Origin of the sequence: Lysinibacillus sp. ACHW1.5, assembly GCF_022014815.1 — a bacterium.
GTDB classification, from domain to species: Bacteria; Bacillota; Bacilli; order Bacillales_A; family Planococcaceae; genus Lysinibacillus; species Lysinibacillus capsici.
On the sequence record NZ_CP091777.1, the window covers coordinates 315,042 to 333,132 of the forward strand.

Genomic DNA, 18,091 nt, shown 5'->3' on the forward strand with positions numbered 1-18,091 from the left:
GATTCATTAAATGAAGGGTGTGAAACCAAGAAGGAGAATATAGAATGGGAAAAAAGATATTAACCATAACCCTGTGTTTGGTGTTGGTCGCTTATAGTCAATTGATGGGATTAGGGTTCGTTTCACCTTTAAAAGTGGAGGCGGCTGCTTGCGATTCGCCAGATTTTCCAAGTTGTATACAGGATTTAACTCAAGCTTCGTGGAAAGATGACACAAATAATGGCTTTGTAGTAAGCGGTATTCCTGGTGATAATGGTATTAATTTATTCACATATAGCAATGGATCACAATTTCCAGCTGGTTATTATTTTGATGCAGATGAATATTCACCACCAAAATCAATTAGAATTTCTGCTGGGGAAAGCTTTGCAGGTGGGATCTTCGATTTAAAATCATTAAAAATTAATACGATTAATAAACATCTTGAAAACGATGCATTGTCCATAACAATTCAAGGGTATGATGGGGCAGGAAACCCAAAAGGAAATCCTGTAATTTTTAAGACAGTTGCAAATCATGAGCCTATTTATGATATTCCTATTAATATAGAAGGAATCAACTCATTTGTCATTACTGCGAGTGTAAATTTTATACCTACTGTACAGGCGGGACTATGGGATTTAACGTTTACCCAATTTACGATTGATATCCCAAATAATAGTCCACCAACAATTACAAATGGTGCTATAACTCCTTCAAATATTACTACCTCAGGCGTACAGTTGGACTGGGCTAAAGCATCTGATGATATAACAGCTCAAGAGGATTTAGAATATCAAGTCTATCAATCTAGTAGTAACAATATTGATACGGTTAGTACCATAGAATTGAATGGGACACCGTTAGGCGGTTATACCAAAGATAGTAACTCCTTTAATGTTACAGGTCTTGTAGCTAATACAACCTATTATTTTAATGTCATTGTCAAAGATATTGATGGCAATAAGAGTGCCTATATGATGCAGGAGGTAACAATCACTGCATTAAATAAACCACCGACATCCAGTAATGGAACCGAAAATGTAAACGAGGGTCAAGTGTATACATTTACTAGTACTTCTTTTGCTTTTTCTGATGAAGATGCTGGAGATACTTTGCAACAGATTCAAATCTCTACTATCCCAAATAGCGGACAGCTCTTTCTTGATAACAACAATAATCAGCAATTTGATGGTGGGGAAGCTATTACAAATGGTATGACAATTAGTAAGGCTAATTTAGATGCAGGTAATTTAAGATATATTACGGAAAATGGCACATCTTCATCTTTTACATTTAAGGTAAGTGATGGTATCGATTTTAGTACTGACTATACAATGGAGCTAGTCGTCAATGCACGTCCAGCAGTGATAATTATACCAAATGATTCTAGTCCAACAAATAGCAATTCAATTCTTATAACTTTGGTATTCAGTGAGTCAGTGACAGGCTTTATGATTGGGGATATCGAAGTTACAAATGGAAATGTGGCAATTCTGTCAGGGAGTGGTACCACATATACAGCTCTTATATCACCTATTGCTGATGGAGCTGTGAAAATCAAAATTCCTGAAAAGATAGTTGCAAATAGTGGAGGTGCATTGAATAAAGCATCAAATGAATTACAAATAATTTATGATGGTACACCACCTACCGAAATAGGTCTTAGTAATACTACTGTACAAGAAATGAAGCCTATTGGTACAACTGTTGGGACATTGACAGCAACAGATTCAGGAAGCTCGCAAACATTCACGTATTCATTACAGTCTGGGGATACAAGCTTCTTTACGATTGATGGAAATGTATTAAAGACAAATATGTCGTTTGAATATGATACGAAAAATAGTTATAAGATTACGATAAGAGTAACAGATGAGGCTGGCAATACGTTTGACAAGAAGTTTACAATCCAGATTACTAAAAATAATGCACCAACAGGCTCTATTATGATTAATAATGGGGAAGCATATACAAATTCTACTAATGTTAACTTAACAATGACGGCAACTGATTTAGAAGGAGAAGCGATAGAAATGCGCTTTTCGAATGATGGTACTACTTGGTCCAGTTGGGAGTCAAAAATATCTACGAAAAGTTGGACTTTATCCTATGGAGAAGGTAGTAAAACAGTTTATATGCAACTAAGGGATACTGCTGGCAATATATCAAATACATTTTCAGATACAATTGTTCTAGATACAACACCACCAGTCATAATAGGGGTTACAAATAACGGTGTTTATAACACGGATGTAACGATTAGTTTTAGTGAAGGAACTGCTACCCTGAATGGAGCAACCTTTTCAAGTGGAGCCACTGTAAGTACATCTGGAAATTATAATTTGGTAGTAACAGATAGTGCAAGGAATACCACAACCATTTCATTTGTGATTGATAAAGCTCTGCCAAAAGCTGTAGAGGTAAAGATCAAATCGAATAATCTGGATCCTACAAAGGCTAAAGTAGGAGATACGATCACCTTAACAATGAAAACAAATAAAGATATACAAGCACCTATAATTACCATTTTGGGGAAAGCTGCTATTGTAACAGGAGCATCCACAAACTGGCAGGCAACATATGTTATAGTCAATGGTGATTTAGAGGGAACAGCACCTATTACAATTAACTTTAAAGATCTGTTAGGTAATTCGGCAATAGAGGTAACGGACGTAACTGATGGAAGCTATGTCATTGTCGATAGCGTAAAGCCAACAGTAAAAAAGGTGACAATGGCTTCAAATAATGCTAATCCAACAGTTGCTAAGGTAGACGATGTAATCACAATCGACTTTGAGACAAGTGAGGACATTCAATCACCGAATGTATCAATCCTAGGACAAACAGCAAATGTAAATGATAAAGGTGATGGGGATGCTAAAACATGGCAAGCAAGCTATACGTTAAAGTCCATAGACTTAGAGGGACCTATCAGTTTTACAATTGATTTTCAAGATATTGCAGGGAATGAGGGCTTACAGGTAACCGAGATTTCATCAGGGACAATTGTGATATTTGATAAAATTTCTCCTGAAATAACAACCTATTTCCCAGCGCATCAGGCAATTGCTGTACAGCCTGCAGATAATCTTGTATTAACATTTGATGAAAGGGTCTTACCTGTAACTAGTAAAAATATTGTCATAAGAAATGCTACAGACAACCAAATTGTCGAAACAATTGCTGTTACACAAGCAAATGTTTCTGTTACTAATGAAACTGTGACAGTAAATCCTACATTGGATTTATCCCATAACACCACTTACAGCATTCAAATTGACGCAGGTGCATTTACGGATGTAGCAGGTAATGCGTATAAAGGTATTACTAATAATACTTCCTGGAATTTTACGACTAGTGCACTGCAAATATATACGGTTACGTATGACAGTAACGGGGCTGATGGGGGGATAGTACCAATAGATTCAAAGCAGTATAAACATCAGGACCCTATCACAATACTGGGTAATACAGGTAATTTAATAAAAGCAGGCTATACATTTGTCGGATGGAATACGAAGGCTGATGGAAAAGGTGCTACTTATAAAATTGGGCAAACGATTCAAATGGGGAAAGGGAATTTGATCTTGTATGCTTTGTGGTCTAAAAACAATGTACCAGGAGATGGAGGATCATCAACACCTGATCCTGTTGCAACGGTTACGTATGACAGTAACGGGGCTGATGGGGGGATAGTACCAACAGATTCAAAGGAGTATAAACATCAGGACCCTATCATAATACTGGGTAATACAGGTAATTTAATAAAAGCAGGCTATACATTTGTCGGATGGAATACGAAGGCTGATGGAAAAGGTGTTACTTATAAAATTGGGCAAACGATCCAAATGGGAAAAGGGAATTTGATCTTGTATGCTTTGTGGTCTAAAAACAATGTACCAGGAGATGGAGAATCATCAACACCTGATCCTGTTGCAACGGTTACGTATGACAGTAACGGGGCTGATGGGGGGATAGTACCAACAGATTCAAAGGAGTATAAACATCAGGACCCTATCATAATACTGGGTAATACAGGTAATTTAATAAAAGCAGGCTATACATTTGTCGGATGGAATACGAAGGCTGATGGAAAAGGTGTTACTTATAAAATTGGGCAAACGATTCAAATGGGGAAAGGGAATTTGATCTTGTATGCTTTGTGGTCTAAAAACAATGTACCAGGAGATGGAGGATCATCAACGCCTAGTCCTACACCAACACCTGATCCTGTTGCACCAAGTAATCAGTTAAAAATAAATGTTGTAGATCAAAGTATGCCAGATGATGTGCTCCTCCAAACCGTGTTAACACGTGTATTGAGTAACGGTAGCTTTCAAGATACAGTAAACTTTACAGTTGCAAATGCAAACGAATTTCTTCGGATCATAGGGAATAAGGAAGATAAAAGATCTCGACTTGTGATCCCTAATATGGAACCACCAGCAAGTGAAACAAAGGTGATACTTGATAGAGATGCTGCTAAACGACTAATAGAGGGCAAATCACATTTTAGTATAGCTATGGGAATGGTCAAAATAGATGTTCCTTTTACTTCAATGAATGATTTCAATGAAGATATTTTCTTCCGAATTGTACCGATTAGGGATGCATTGCGGCAAAAAGCTATCGAGGATCGGGCTAAACAAGCTGAACTAGTTTTACAACAGGGTAATGGCGCTAATGTAAAACTCGTTGGTCAGCCAATATCTATCGACACAAATCTACAAAACCGTCAAGTAACATTGCTACTACCATTACCAGCGAATCTCACATCAGCTCAACGAGAAAATATGATGGTCTATGTAGAACATAGTAATGGAACAGCTGAAATAATACGTGGGCGTTTTGCAGAATTTACGAGAGGGCAAACAGGTATAGTCTTTGATGTAGAGCACTTTTCTACATTTTCTCTCCTTTATGTAGAACAACCGCAGGAAGAAGTGCAACCAGAGAAAGAATCAATAGAGGTAGACAGCACATTTGCTTCCTATATTCATGGCTATACAGATGGCACTTTCCGTCCGAATACAAATGTCACTCGTGCCCAAATGGCAGCAATGTTGGCAAGAAACCTAAGTGGCAATCATGTACCTGAAGCGTCTAACCTATTTTATGCAGATACAGCTACTTCATGGGCAAAAAACGATATTGAATATATTCGTACAGAAGGAATTATGCAAGGACGTCATGATCGTTCATTCGGGCCGAATGAAATGATTACTAGAGCCGAAATGGCGGTTATTGCTGTGAGATGGATTGATAAGCAATGTGTAGAAGGGTCTACAGATACCCCGTATTGTGAAATAACCGCAAGTGGAGAAACATATCGTGATGTGGCGTTCTCGCATTGGGCAGCAAAAGAAATCAGTCGCATAAGTGCGATAGGTATAATGGTTGGCTCAGGCAATGGTGAATTTAGACCTGAAGAGAAACTAACACGTGCACAGGCAGTAAAGGTACTGAATCGAATCTTTAATCGTCCAATACCAACTGAGGACACAGAACAAATCTTCAAGGATATACCTAAAGAGCATTGGGCTTACTTTGAGATTCAAGCCGCAGCAAAATAAGATTAATAGAATAAGCACGCTAGGTGATAATGCCTAGCGTGCTTTTAATTCGTTTGAAGAAATCAATTAATTTTTTATTTAAATGTACCAGGTGTAAGTTTGAATATAAATTTGATTGCTATCAATGAGATATACAGCTGGCTTTCTCTTCTCGAACTCGTGGATTCGAAGCATGCATGCTTCAAAGACGTTCCTCTGTTTGAGGATCAAAGAAATGGATCTTTTCTTCCTTCATAAATAGGAAAACCTTGTCGGATGGATAAAAATTGTTATCAGCCTGTACTCGAGCTATAAAATTCTGATTTACTAAAGAACAATAGAGATAAGTTTCTGCTCCTAGTAATTCTGCAACATCAATTGTTGCAGTGAAAGTGTAAGGGGAAATAACATCAGTCATTTGTAAATCCTCAGGTCGTATACCCATAATAATCTCTTTCCCTAAATAATTTTTTTCCTTTAACAATGGTAAATGCATGGATGGGATAGGGAAGCTTTGCTCGCCTAAAAGAATCTCGGTATCTGTTAGACGACAGTGGAAAAGGTTCATGGATGGTGAGCCAATAAAGCCTGCTACAAACATGTTAAGTGGTGTATTATATACTTCTTTAGGTGTCCCAATTTGTTGTATAAGGCCATCCTTCATCACGACCAGACGGGTAGCCATCGTCATAGCCTCTGTTTGGTCATGTGTAACATAGATCGTTGTCGTTTGAATTCGTTGATGGAGCTTCTGGATTTCTGCTCGCATTTGTACACGTAATTTGGCATCCAAATTAGAAAGAGGCTCATCCATTAAAAATACCTTAGCATCTCTGACAATTGCTCTTCCCAGTGCTACACGCTGACGTTGTCCACCAGATAGAGCCTTTGGTTTTCTTTTTAAATAATCCTCTAATCCTAAAATCTTAGCAGCTTCTTTAACACGACGATCTATTTCCTTTTTATCGACCTTTCGTAGCTTTAAGCTAAATGCCATATTATCATAGACTGTCATATGTGGATATAAAGCATAGCTTTGAAATACCATTGCAATGCTACGATCTTTTGATTCCACATCATTCATGAAAACATCGTCAATGTATAGTTCTCCCTTTGATATATCCTCTAAGCCAGCAATCATACGTAAAGTTGTGGTCTTACCACAGCCAGAAGGGCCTACAAACACAATGAATTCTTTATCATGGATATGCAAATTAAAATCAGTTACGGCCTGGATATTTTTATCGTAAATCTTATAGATATGCTCTAACCGTAATTCCGCCATACATACTGCACCCCTTTACAAGTCATATTTTCATTGTAAATGACTTTAGAATAGAGTGATATGGAAAGCTTGCACAGTGTTGAAGGCATAATTTGTGCAGTTGGTCTTAAAGTGATTCTAAGAAAATAATTGCGAGATAAACTTCTAGTCGATGGGAAAATTGCCGAATATCCTTTTGCGTCATTTGTTGAAATTTTTCTAAGCGATTTTGTAAGGTATTACGGTGCATATACATCTTTTTAGATGCTAATGTAATGTTTCCATCGCATTCAATCAATTTCTTGATTGTATGGAGTAATTCTGGCTGAGAAGTGGCTCTTTTTAGGATAGAGGAGATAAAAATCTCTTTCTCTTGATAGGCTAGATGCTGCGTTACATATGGTACTAAAAGCTCTTGCTGTGTGAGTACATGCTTTGGTGTATAAGTCCAAATGGATGGTAGAAGGTGAACATACCAGCTAAATCGTTCCTTGGTCGTGGTGATGTTGTGTATAATATCAGAAACAAAAATCTTAAAATGAGTCTCTAAGTCTGCCATTAGGGGATTAACATAATGAGCCAAATCTAAAAGCTCATTGCAGTCGATACATTCGATTATGACAAATAATTGTGGTTGAAGCGATAGCAGTATAATATCCTTCCCAAGTAAAGCTTCAAAGACTGAACGCAATAATGTAGATGTGGTAAAGTCTTTATCAAAATGAAGAAATAACAAACGATGCATAGGAAGATTAGTTGGAGCAATATCTGTTTTATCTGTAAAATAATCAAGCCAAATCATATCATAGTTATCGTATAAGACAGTGGGGCCTGAGAATATTCGCAATAGCTCATATTCATTTTGTGTCATTGTGTGTATGGGAATTTCGTATAGCTGATTGTCGAAATTAAATACATAATTTTTATCAGTTTTACCTGAGAAGGGGCTTAATAATGGGAAACGTTGCTGTAATTTTTGTAGATCCATGCATGCCACTCCTTATTTAAATAGAATGTCATAAGGTTAATTTACTATAATTATATGATGAAATGCTTATAGTATTAATAGAAAAAACACGGACATGAGCATGTATGACAATCACACCTAGCTAATGTCCGTGTTATCTATTTAGGCATCTTTTTTAAATAACTTACCTGGCCAAAAAGCATATTTACCTAGTACTGTTGTGATGGCTGGTACAAGTAATGGTCTTACAATAAATGTATCGAGCAATACACCAATGGCTGTCACAACACCAAATTGAACAAGCACTTGAATCGGTAATGTTGCCAGCACCGCAAATGTACCTGCTAGGATGAGTCCAGCAGATGTAATAACGCTTCCTGTTCGGACAACACCTTCTTCTACAGCTGTTAAATGGTCAGTGGTTTTACGCTTTTTCCAAATTTCTGAGATCATAAAGATATTATAATCCTCTCCGAGAGCTACTAAGAACACGAAAGCATACAATGGAATTGCTCCAGAAATTGCTTCGGCCCCCATGATATGATGTAAGATTAACCATCCAGCACCTAATGCCCCAAAATAGGAAATAATAACAGTCGCTAATAGATAAACCGTTGCTGTAATAGAACGTAAATAGACAAATAATAATAACGCGATTAAGGCAATCATGGTTGGCATGATTACTGTTTCATCTCGCTTGGTTATTTGTTGTGTATCATATTGACTAGCTGTTTCTCCACCAAGCCAAACATGCTTCTCAGCGTTGTTGAGACCTTGTGCCTCTAGTATTTTAATAACCTCTTTTTGTAGTTCAGGAATATGAGCTAATGACTCCTGTGCATATGGGTTGGCATTGAAATTGAGTTCATACAAGTGTATGTTCTTATTTTTTTCGCCAATTTGTACATCTGCCACACTATCAATATAAGAGATAGCTTCAAGTTGTTGCTGGATATTAATATCAGTACCTTCTGTATCTATTACTAATTGAACAGGTGCTAACTCTCCAGGCGAAAAATTCTCTTCTATTAATGTAAATCCTTCTCTAGACGGCATATCTTTTGGGAAGGATGAAAGCAAATCAAATGTATATTGAATTCGTGGAACAAATGCGGCTAACCCTCCAAGTAAGATTACAGTTACAGCGATAACGACCCAAGGTTTATGGGTAACAAAATGACCAATTTTATGACTGATCTTATGTGAAGGCTTATGCTGTTTCTTGCCCTTTTTATTGGCCATTTCCTCCGTTCGAGGAGTGAAGGGGAAGAACGCTACTCGCCCAATTAGGACAAGAATTGCAGGTAGGACAACAAGTGCTGCGATCCCCATGACAAGCACACCAAAACTAAATGGTACGGCAAAGCGTTGAAATGCGCCATAATGGGCAAGACTAAGGGTCGCTAAACCTATAACCACTGTTAGGGCACTCATTAAAATAGCACCACCCGATTCTTTAACAGCTAGCTTCATTGCGACCGTCTTATCCTCAACATCAAAGAGTATTTCTCTATATTTTGAAATTAAAAATAAACAATAGTCAGTACCTGCACCAAAAAGTAAAACAGTCATAATGGAAACTGCCTGTGAATCTTTATCTATCCATCCCTGTTCAGCAAAAAAACCAAGTGTCGGGCTAATTACACCATAGGCAAGCCCTACAACAATTAAAGGAATAATAGCTAGCAATGGAGAACGATAAATAATAATAAGTAATACTAAAACGAGTAATACAGTTGCGATCAATAGCTTCACATCTGCTTGTGAAAATAAACTGACAGCATCAGTGGCAATACCCACTGGTCCAGAATAGCGCACATGGAGTGCATCGCTTGATAATTTATCATCTAATTGGACTTGATAGCCTTCCATAATTTTTGTCAGCTTATCTAAACTATCCTGTAGCATATCTGTTGCGACACCTTTTTCAAAAAACACAGGTGTAACAATTGTTGTACCATTTTCGGAAGCGGAAGCCATTAAAGCCTGAGGCGGCATTTGATTAAATGGTGGAACCATTGTTTGATGGGCTAAGGGCTTTGCTTGCAGCTCGTTGTATACACCTTGTATAGCCGAAAAATCATCAGGTGTTAAGCCATTTTCGCGATGCCACACCAACAATAGAGGTGTGCCAGCATCATTAGGAAATTGCTCTGCAATGATGGACGCAGCTTGCTCAGACATTTCCGTATCAGGTAAATTTTTGCCTGACTCACTTTCTATACTATTGATTTGTGGCCAAGCAAATGACAATACAACTACTAGTAGCACCCAAAAAGCTAGTGCTAATAATCTTCCCTTTTTACTTGCAACCATTGAGCCCCATTGCTCAAGTGGATGTTTTTTCATCAAAAGACCCCCATTTCATGTAAGTGATTTAATTATATATACTAGAAGGTTAATTAATCAATCCATAAATATTAATATGTTATAATATGCGTAAAAAGAATGCTTAATTAAGGAGGCGAACTTGTTGAAACAATCACCGCGTGTTCTCGGGAGACCTCGCCATGATGAAAATGCGAAACCTACAAAAGATATTGTCCTTGAAACAGCCACAGGACTTTTTATTAAAGAGGGCTACAAAAATATTTCAATGGAGGATGTAGCAAAGGCTTGTAACGTAACAAAGGCGACTGTCTATTACTACTACCCAACTAAAGGGGATTTATATACATCTGCTTTAATCGCTATGATGGATCGTATCAAACTATCTATTCTACAAATTTTAGAGCAGCCTAAACCATTTAAAGAACGACTTGAACAGCTCGTTGAGGTTCATTTATCAGCCACTATCGATATTGATATGAAAAATTTTATGAAAGAGGCTACCATCAATCTATCCGAATCGCAGCTGAGACAAGTTCAAGCATCCGAAAATGGTATGTATCAAACAATAGAGCATGCTATGCAGGAAGAGATGGAAAAGGGCACAATTCGAAAAGGAAATGCAAAGTTTTTCGCTCATAACTTTATGGCATTAATGACTGTAGGGTATTTTAAAGATGGCGATGGTAAAACTTTGCTAGGCTCAGTAGATGTGACGGCAAAGGAAGTAACAAATTTCTTCTGGCTTTCTGTTGAAAAACGTTAACACAAAATAGGTTTATAAAAGGAGTTATCTCATTCATTTGGGATACTTCTTTTTTAGTGATGCAAGTCACAGACAATCAGAGCGATTCTTCATTATAGTGGGGGTGTGGCCTAGAAAGTAGTGGAACATCGTAAATCAAAAAGAAACCTAAAACTATGGACAACAGTGTAATGGAGGAATGACAATGACAATTATACCAATCCAAGCAATGCTAGAAGAAAAGACAAAACATATTGGTAAATTAGGGAGTATCGCTGGTGCAGATATTTTAAACATTCAACTGCGTGCAGGTGAAAAAATTCCTGAGCATCATGCGGACAATGAAGTGCTAATTATTGTTCAATTTGGTGAAGTTCGCTTTCTTGTTGAAGGGGTGGAGGAAATTTTAACACAAGATACAATTTTAACTTTAAAACCATCTGAAAAGCACAGCTTAGAAGCAATTACAGACGTTCGTGTTATTATCATTAAATTAAAATAAAGAAAAGCTCCTGTATTCTAAAATCTGCTTTGTTAGCCAAGAGTGACACATTTTTATTGACACTAACAAAAAAGATTTAGCGTCCCTATTGAATACTACTAGAGAAATCGAAAGCCGTCGTTTATCTGCTTTCCAAAGAGAAAGGGATATAGAGATGATAGGAAAAAGAATGATCATTAAAAATTATGATGCGTTGGAAAATTTATTATGGCAAGACAGTTAATAGTTGATGAAATCAATGAATTTTGAAAAGATTGTCGAAATTGTGATATAGCTCATTGAAATAATGTACAAACAGTCTTATAATGAAGGTTGTAATGTCACCAAGACAAGATAAGGATGGTATTATGATGCGCTTTTTGCGATTTAAAGTAAACATTGTAATAACAAGTCATACGAATCGCTATCCAGCCCTTGTGACTGGTGATTGTGTAAGATATACGCTGTAACGACTGTTAAGTTTTACCTTAATGGTCTTTTTTACATGTAAGTAATAAAAAATAGTACTAGTGATGGCAAAGGAGAGTTCAAAATGTCAGAAACGAATAACCAAACACAGGCTGAACAAGTAACTGTGAGTAAAGAGCAATTAGATGTACTAGATCAATTATTAAAGCCTGAAGTTCAAGAATCACTTACAACTTTAGTTGAGCAATTACCGAAGTTAACTGAAATGATGACATTATTAACGAAATCATATGAGTTTGCTCAAGCTGTTGCAACAGACGAAGTGCTTAAAAACGATACTGTTGGAGCAGTAACAGAAATCGCTGGTCCTGTAGTTGGCTCTGCGAAAAACCTTGCAGCAACTGCAATTGAAGCGAAAGACCGTGCATCTGAAAGCCATGAAGTAATTGGTTTATTCGGTCTTGTGAAAATGTTAAAAGACCCTCAAGTTCAAAATGTTTTCCGTTTTGTTAATGCTTTCTTACAAGTAAGCTCAGAACGCAAAGCCAAATAAGACTCAAGGTAAATTCAATTCGTAAGGACGGAGGATTAATTAATCATGTCAAAAGAAATCGTCATCTTAGGTGCAGGTTACGCTGGCGTTTTAACTGCATTAACAGCACGTAAGTATCTATCAGCTGATGAAGCTAAAATTACTGTAGTAAACCAATTCCCAACACACCAAATTATCACTGAGCTTCACCGTTTAGCTGGTGGTACAATTGCAGAAGGTGCTGTTGCATTACCACTTAAAAAAATCTTTAAAGGTTTAGATATTGACCTGCACATTGCGAAAGTATCCAAATTCAATGTAGATACTAAAAAAGTTGATCTAGATAATGGTTATACATTAACGTACGACACACTTGTAGTATCTTTAGGTAGCCAAACTGGATTCTTTGGTATCCCAGGATTAGAAGAAAACTCTATGGTTCTTAAATCGGTAAATGATGCCAATAAAATCAACAAACATATTGAAGATCGCATTAAAGCATATGCACAATCTAAAAATGAAGCAGATGCAACAATCGTTATTGGTGGTGGCGGTTTAACAGGTGTTGAGCTTGTTGGTGAAATCGTGGACAACTTCCCGAAAATTGCTGCAAAACATGGTGTTAATTTTGCTGATCTTAAAATTAAACTTGTTGAAGCTGGTCCAAAAATCTTGCCAGTTCTTCCAGATACACTTATCCAACGCGCTACTGAAAGCTTAACTAAACGTGGCGTAGAATTTATTACAGGTACACCAGTAACAGGTGTTGACGGCAACGTTATTTCTTTAAAAGACCGTGAACCAATTGTTGCAAATACACTTGTTTGGACGGGTGGGGTAGCTCCACTTCCAATCGTAGGCGAATCAGGTCTAGCTGCTGATCGTGGAAAAGCAACGATTAATGAATTCTTACAATCTACATCTCACGAAGATGTTTTTGTTATTGGTGATGCATCTGTTGCACTACCAGCTGATGGAGGTCGTCCACTATACGCTCCAACAGCACAAGTTGCATGGCAAATGGGTGAATGTGCTGGTTATAATGTATTTGCACAATACAAAAACCAAGATATGAAAGCATTCTCAGCTGTAAACTCTGGCACACTTGCAAGCTTAGGTCGTAAAGATGCTGTTGCTACAATTGGTGCGAGCAACACAGAGCTTAAAGGCCTTCCTGCAACATTAATGAAAGAAGCTTCTAATATTCGTTACTTAACACATATTAAAGCTTTATTTGGTTTAGCCTATTAAAAAAACAAAACACTCCCTACTATCACGCTATGTCGTTGTTAGTAGGGAGTGTTTGTTTTTTTCTAAAGATGTATATTAATTACTTTAAATCCAGTAAAATAAATACATATTTAATATTCTATTTTCTGAGGTGATGGCTGTGTTAACAATGTTTCAATCAAAAAAAGTAGATTTAGAGCAATTTAAGGCTAAAATTGATGAACTGAATGCAAAGCTGGATAAGAAAGATCATGAATTTCAAATTTTTTTAAATGAGTTACATAAGGAAATCATTGAAACTATTGAACAACATAACAAGGTAAATGACCAGCATACTATTTTAGGAGAAATGGTCGCTGATATTGTAGGAGAGTTTAATAAAGTTGAGGATAGCACAATTCAATCCAATAAAATTTCTGAAAATGCCCTAGATAAAGGCAATTTATTAATCTCTTCCTCGGATCAAATGATGACATTATCGGTTGAAAGTAAGCAGGCTGTTCAGGAAGTAGAGCATTTAATTGATGCGTTGGGGGAGCAGTCTCAAAAAACGTCTTTAAGCATGAGTAATTTAAGTGAGCGCTCAAAGCAAATAGCAGAAATTGTAAATGTTATTGGTGAAATATCAAATCAAACCAATTTACTAGCTTTGAATGCGTCTATTGAGGCAGCAAGAGCAGGAGAGCATGGTAAAGGATTTTCGGTTGTTGCCGAGGAAGTTCGCAAATTAGCTGAAAATACGAAAACAAGCACAGAAGATATTGCTAATTTAACCAAGAAAATAGAAGAACAAATTGGACTTGCTTATGAGGATAATAAAAATAACATGCAGCTAGTAACGGAAGGCATTGATAAAAGTGCTAAAACATCAGTAAAAATTGATCAATTGCTGCACATTATGACAAATGTTCAAACAGGAATAAATGAGCTATTAGCATCAATTAAAGATCAAAAACTATCAAACGAAGATGTTATGCATAAATTTAATAGAACGACAGCCTTATTTGATGAAACAAATCGCGTTCTAACAAGCCATATTGATGAATCAGAAATTGTAACAAGAAAATTATTAGAGGCAGTTGATCAAGTAAAGCATTTCCCAACTGAAAGGTAGATAATCTACCTTAAATTCTATGGAAATTTAAAAAGCAAGAACCCTGCATAGCAGCAACTTTTCAACTTCTTAGTGACTACTACAGGGTTCATTTAATTATTTCAAGTCGCCAACCTTTTCTTTTAATGCGGCTAATTGATCTGGATAGTTTTTTTCAGTTATTTCATTCCACAATTCAGCATCTTTAATTCCACATCTTTCGGGAATAAAGACTGGGTCAAGCCCCAACTTCTTTTGCTCTTCATAATCTCTTAATGTAGCTATACCTGGCTTTGTTAATAAGATAATAGCAATTAGGTTTAACCATGCAAGTGTACCTACACCGATATCAGCAAGATTCCAAGCAGTTGATGAGGAACGAATCGTTCCAAAAAAGATAGAAATCACTAGTAGTACTTTTACGATAATAGCAATAGTAGCAAAGTTTTTATTGTTTCTAAATAAGTAAGCAACATTACTTTCCGTGTATACCCCAAAAGCAAGCATAGTAGTTATTGCAAAGAAAAATACTGCGATAGCAACAAAAGGACTTCCTAAACCAGGAATGAATGAGTTAATTGCTTCTTGTGCGAATGCAGTACCTGCTTCAACTCCTGGTAGATTCTCAACCAAAAATCCCCCATTAGGATGGGCAATATTGTAACTGCCTGTGGAGATGATCATAATGGCTGTAGCTGTACAAACAAGTAGTGTATCTACATATACCGAGAATGCTTGGACAAGCCCTTGTTTAGCAGGATGAGATACTTCTGCGGTACCAGCTGCCTGTGCTCCGGTACCTTGACCTGCTTCATTTGAATAAGCCCCTCTTTTTACTCCCCACATAATTGCATTTCCAAAAACAGCACCGAATGCAGCATTTAAATTAAAGGCAGAGCTGAAAATTAAAGCAAATATTGCAGGTACTTCTTTTATATTGATCAATAAAATAATGAATGCAAGAAGTATGTAAGCAGTTGCCATAAATGGTACTGCATATTCTGCAACTTTTCCAACCCTTTTAATACCGCCAAAAATAGCAAATCCAAATATTGCTGAAACAATAATACCTGTAATTATTGGTGAAATCCCGAAGGCATTTTTTGTAGAATCAGCAATATTAAAGGCTTGAACACCTGAGCCAGTGAAACCAGTTGCTATAATTGTAGCGATAGCAAATAATATAGCAAAAGGCTTATTTTTTAACCCTTTCTCAATATAGTATGCTGGCCCTCCACGATACTCTCCTGCGATTTCTTGTTTCCAAACCTGGGCTAACGAGGACTCAATATAGGCAGCACCAGCTCCTAAAAAGGCAATGACCCACATCCAAAAGATAGCACCTGGTCCTCCAAAATAAATTGCAGTAGCTACACCAGCGATATTCCCAATACCGACACGTCCACCCAATGCCATTGCAAAGCTTTGAAAAGATGAAACGCCATTTGCCGAAGTTTTTCTATTAAATAATTGTTTAATCATATCTTTGAAGAGACGCAACTGTGGAAACTTCATAATAAGCGAAAAGTAAACGCCAGCTCCTAAGCAAAGATAAACTAATGCATTACTCCAGATAATCCCTGCTATTTTACCTGTTAAAGCGGCAAAATCCATATAACAACCTCTTTCTATTTTGTACTGTGTCATCTTAGATTATTAGGTAACAATTCAAATGAAAGGATATGAAAGCTTCTTTGAATGAAGTTTCTTTTTACTTAAAATAAACTTTTAATCAATGTATCAATCATAATAGGCATCTCTTTAAACGCACTATCCACATGCAAACGTTCTGTTTTTTGATGGGCATCCTTACCAAATGGCCCGACATTTAAGACAGGACCTTGTAATGCTGCCATCTCTTTGAATGGAATATGGTACGTATCGCCCCATACAGGTGTGTTCCGTTCAAATGCTAGCCACTCATTGGATGCATCTGAATAGTTGACATAGCTTAAATCACAAATTCCGTTAAAGTAGTGGATCTGCTCCACCTCAATATCAAATGTTTGAGCTGTTTGCTTCATTAATTCAATCGACTGTTTCACTAACGGATGGTTGGATGAATTAATGGCTGGATAGTAAGGGGGTGCATATAACAGAACTGTGGCAGGTGCTAATTCCTGACAGCGAATCATGAGCTGATCCACAATGCGAATGGATTTCTCACGATCATCCCATGCACGATGCTGCTGAACCTGCTGCTTAATTGCTTGTACTTCCTCAGCTCCTAGCTTATGGATCGCATGCTCCAATAATGCCTCGTAGCGTAAGACCTTTACCTTGCCCACACCCTGAACATTTTCTCGTGTACAAATGTCCTGATAGTGCGCATTGCATGCAGCCATTGCCTGTAACGCAACTTCCTCAAAAATAGCCATCACCTCAGCCGCTGTACGTTTTAACAAAAAGACATTGTAAAGTGCCGCCGCACGGTATGGTGTTTGTGTAGAATACTCCATTTTTAAATCTTTTAATTGTAGAGAGACGGGTAGTGGTGTGCTTTCGCCTAAATCTGTTTCACGGAAAAGGGGATTCCACTCCATATGCTGTGTCATATAGGAAGCGATAAAGGGAGCCGTCATCCCTTTTAATGGCTCGCCGACATGTGTCTCTTTTCCATAGAACAAAGCAGCAGGCATGATTTTACCAATTGTACCTGAATAAATATATTCATTCGTATCCGATGGCCCTTGTGAAAACGATGGCTCACTATTTAAAAATAATTTATAGGTTAAGCCATGCTGTTCCCGCAGTCTCACCAGCTCCACAACAGCCGCTCTCATACCAGCAGAGTTGACTTCCTCATCAGGGACCGTTGTTAAAATCAAATTAATCGGCCATTGCTCAAAGCTTGCCTTTTCGATCAACTGCATGTGTAAGGCAAGACCCATTTTCATATCCATTGTGCCGCGTCCAAATAAATAATTTCCAGACGCCAAATCAATGCGAGCTGCCTCTGGTAAATCTTTTAGGTATTTAGGTTCCATTAGCTTTTTCGTTAGTTCTTCTGGAGAAAAGGCTAACGGCTCTAGTTCACCATATTCCTCCGTATGCACGGTATCAAAGTGACTGATTAACACAACAGTTTCAGTTGCCGTTGGATGCTTATAGAAGGCTGTCACTGCATTCCTGCCAAGTCCAGCATCATGTAATTCAATCAAGTCTGGGTGCTTTTCAAAATATGGAAGCGTTAACAATTTATCTTTTAAGCGAAAGGCAAATTTATTTTCGCCCTCCGTTAATGTTCGGCTTTCCCAGCTCACAAGCTCACATAATAGGGCACGTAGTTTTTCGGGTGTATCCCACATAAAAGTATTCATAATTTTTGCTCCTTTTTTATAGTAAAGTATTTTATTTTCAAGATGATACAAATAGATAATTAGAATAGAAATGCATTTTTACTATCATTTATATTCCGCTATGTGAAATTAAATCTACATAGTGGAATATAAATTCATCGTAAATGCAAAACAACAAATTGTCAATTT

The 18,091-nt window shown here is 37.2% G+C and carries 13 protein-coding genes; 8 read left to right on the plus strand and 5 right to left on the minus strand.

The features are described 5' to 3' along the window. The first annotated feature begins 44 nt into the window (after positions 1 to 44). Complete coding sequence (locus L6W14_RS01520) at positions 45 to 5,555, plus strand: InlB B-repeat-containing protein (RefSeq protein WP_237899141.1); 5,511 nt, start codon at positions 45 to 47, stop codon at positions 5,553 to 5,555. A 181-nt stretch (positions 5,556 to 5,736) separates the two neighbouring features. Here the strand turns inward: L6W14_RS01520 and L6W14_RS01525 are convergent, their stop codons facing one another. The 3 genes from L6W14_RS01525 to L6W14_RS01535 form a co-directional block, all read right to left on the minus strand. Beyond that, positions 5,737 to 6,819, minus strand: coding sequence for an ABC transporter ATP-binding protein (locus L6W14_RS01525; protein ID WP_131522417.1), 1,083 nt, complete (start codon positions 6,817 to 6,819; stop codon positions 5,737 to 5,739). Positions 6,820 to 6,925: 106 nt separating this feature from the next. After that, positions 6,926 to 7,786, minus strand: a complete 861-nt coding sequence (locus L6W14_RS01530; RefSeq protein WP_237899142.1) for a PucR family transcriptional regulator — start codon at positions 7,784 to 7,786, stop codon at positions 6,926 to 6,928. A gap of 141 nt (positions 7,787 to 7,927) precedes the next feature. Beyond that, on the minus strand, positions 7,928 to 10,114 hold the full coding sequence (locus L6W14_RS01535) for an MMPL family transporter (RefSeq protein ID WP_237899146.1): 2,187 nt from the start codon (positions 10,112 to 10,114) through the stop codon (positions 7,928 to 7,930). A gap of 124 nt (positions 10,115 to 10,238) precedes the next feature. Here L6W14_RS01535 and L6W14_RS01540 point away from each other — a divergent pair, with 124 nt between their 5' ends. The 7 genes from L6W14_RS01540 (at position 10,239) to L6W14_RS01565 (ending at position 14,624) form a co-directional block, all read left to right on the plus strand. After that, a complete protein-coding gene (locus L6W14_RS01540) occupies positions 10,239 to 10,859 on the plus strand; it encodes a TetR/AcrR family transcriptional regulator (protein WP_131522420.1) in 621 nt (206 codons plus the stop codon). A gap of 184 nt (positions 10,860 to 11,043) precedes the next feature. After that, positions 11,044 to 11,340, plus strand: coding sequence for an AraC family ligand binding domain-containing protein (locus tag L6W14_RS01545; protein ID WP_237899150.1), 297 nt, complete (start codon positions 11,044 to 11,046; stop codon positions 11,338 to 11,340). Between the two features lie 55 nt (positions 11,341 to 11,395). Continuing rightward, the gene (locus L6W14_RS01550; RefSeq protein ID WP_256451371.1) at positions 11,396 to 11,563 is read left to right on the plus strand and encodes a helix-turn-helix domain-containing protein; all 168 of its coding nucleotides are present in this window, start codon (positions 11,396 to 11,398) and stop codon (positions 11,561 to 11,563) included. Between the two features lie 94 nt (positions 11,564 to 11,657). Further along, positions 11,658 to 11,789 carry a hypothetical protein gene (locus L6W14_RS23005; RefSeq protein ID WP_255349861.1) on the plus strand — a complete coding sequence of 44 codons (132 nt, stop codon included), beginning with the start codon at positions 11,658 to 11,660 and terminating at the stop codon, positions 11,787 to 11,789. An 83-nt stretch (positions 11,790 to 11,872) separates the two neighbouring features. Beyond that, positions 11,873 to 12,301 (plus strand): helical membrane plugin domain-containing protein, encoded by a 429-nt coding sequence (locus L6W14_RS01555; protein ID WP_004227758.1) that lies wholly within the window; start codon positions 11,873 to 11,875, stop codon positions 12,299 to 12,301. A gap of 45 nt (positions 12,302 to 12,346) precedes the next feature. Next, the gene (locus tag L6W14_RS01560) at positions 12,347 to 13,531 is read left to right on the plus strand and encodes an NAD(P)/FAD-dependent oxidoreductase (protein WP_131522422.1); all 1,185 of its coding nucleotides are present in this window, start codon (positions 12,347 to 12,349) and stop codon (positions 13,529 to 13,531) included. 133 nt (positions 13,532 to 13,664) lie between these two features. Then, the gene (locus L6W14_RS01565) at positions 13,665 to 14,624 is read left to right on the plus strand and encodes a methyl-accepting chemotaxis protein (protein WP_237899154.1); all 960 of its coding nucleotides are present in this window, start codon (positions 13,665 to 13,667) and stop codon (positions 14,622 to 14,624) included. Positions 14,625 to 14,720: 96 nt separating this feature from the next. Here the strand turns inward: L6W14_RS01565 and L6W14_RS01570 are convergent, their stop codons facing one another. Further along, positions 14,721 to 16,217 (minus strand): alanine/glycine:cation symporter family protein, encoded by a 1,497-nt coding sequence (locus tag L6W14_RS01570; protein WP_237899155.1) that lies wholly within the window; start codon positions 16,215 to 16,217, stop codon positions 14,721 to 14,723. 101 nt (positions 16,218 to 16,318) lie between these two features. Further along, positions 16,319 to 17,923, minus strand: a complete 1,605-nt coding sequence (locus L6W14_RS01575) for a M20/M25/M40 family metallo-hydrolase (RefSeq protein ID WP_237899157.1) — start codon at positions 17,921 to 17,923, stop codon at positions 16,319 to 16,321. Positions 17,924 to 18,091 lie beyond the last annotated feature (168 nt).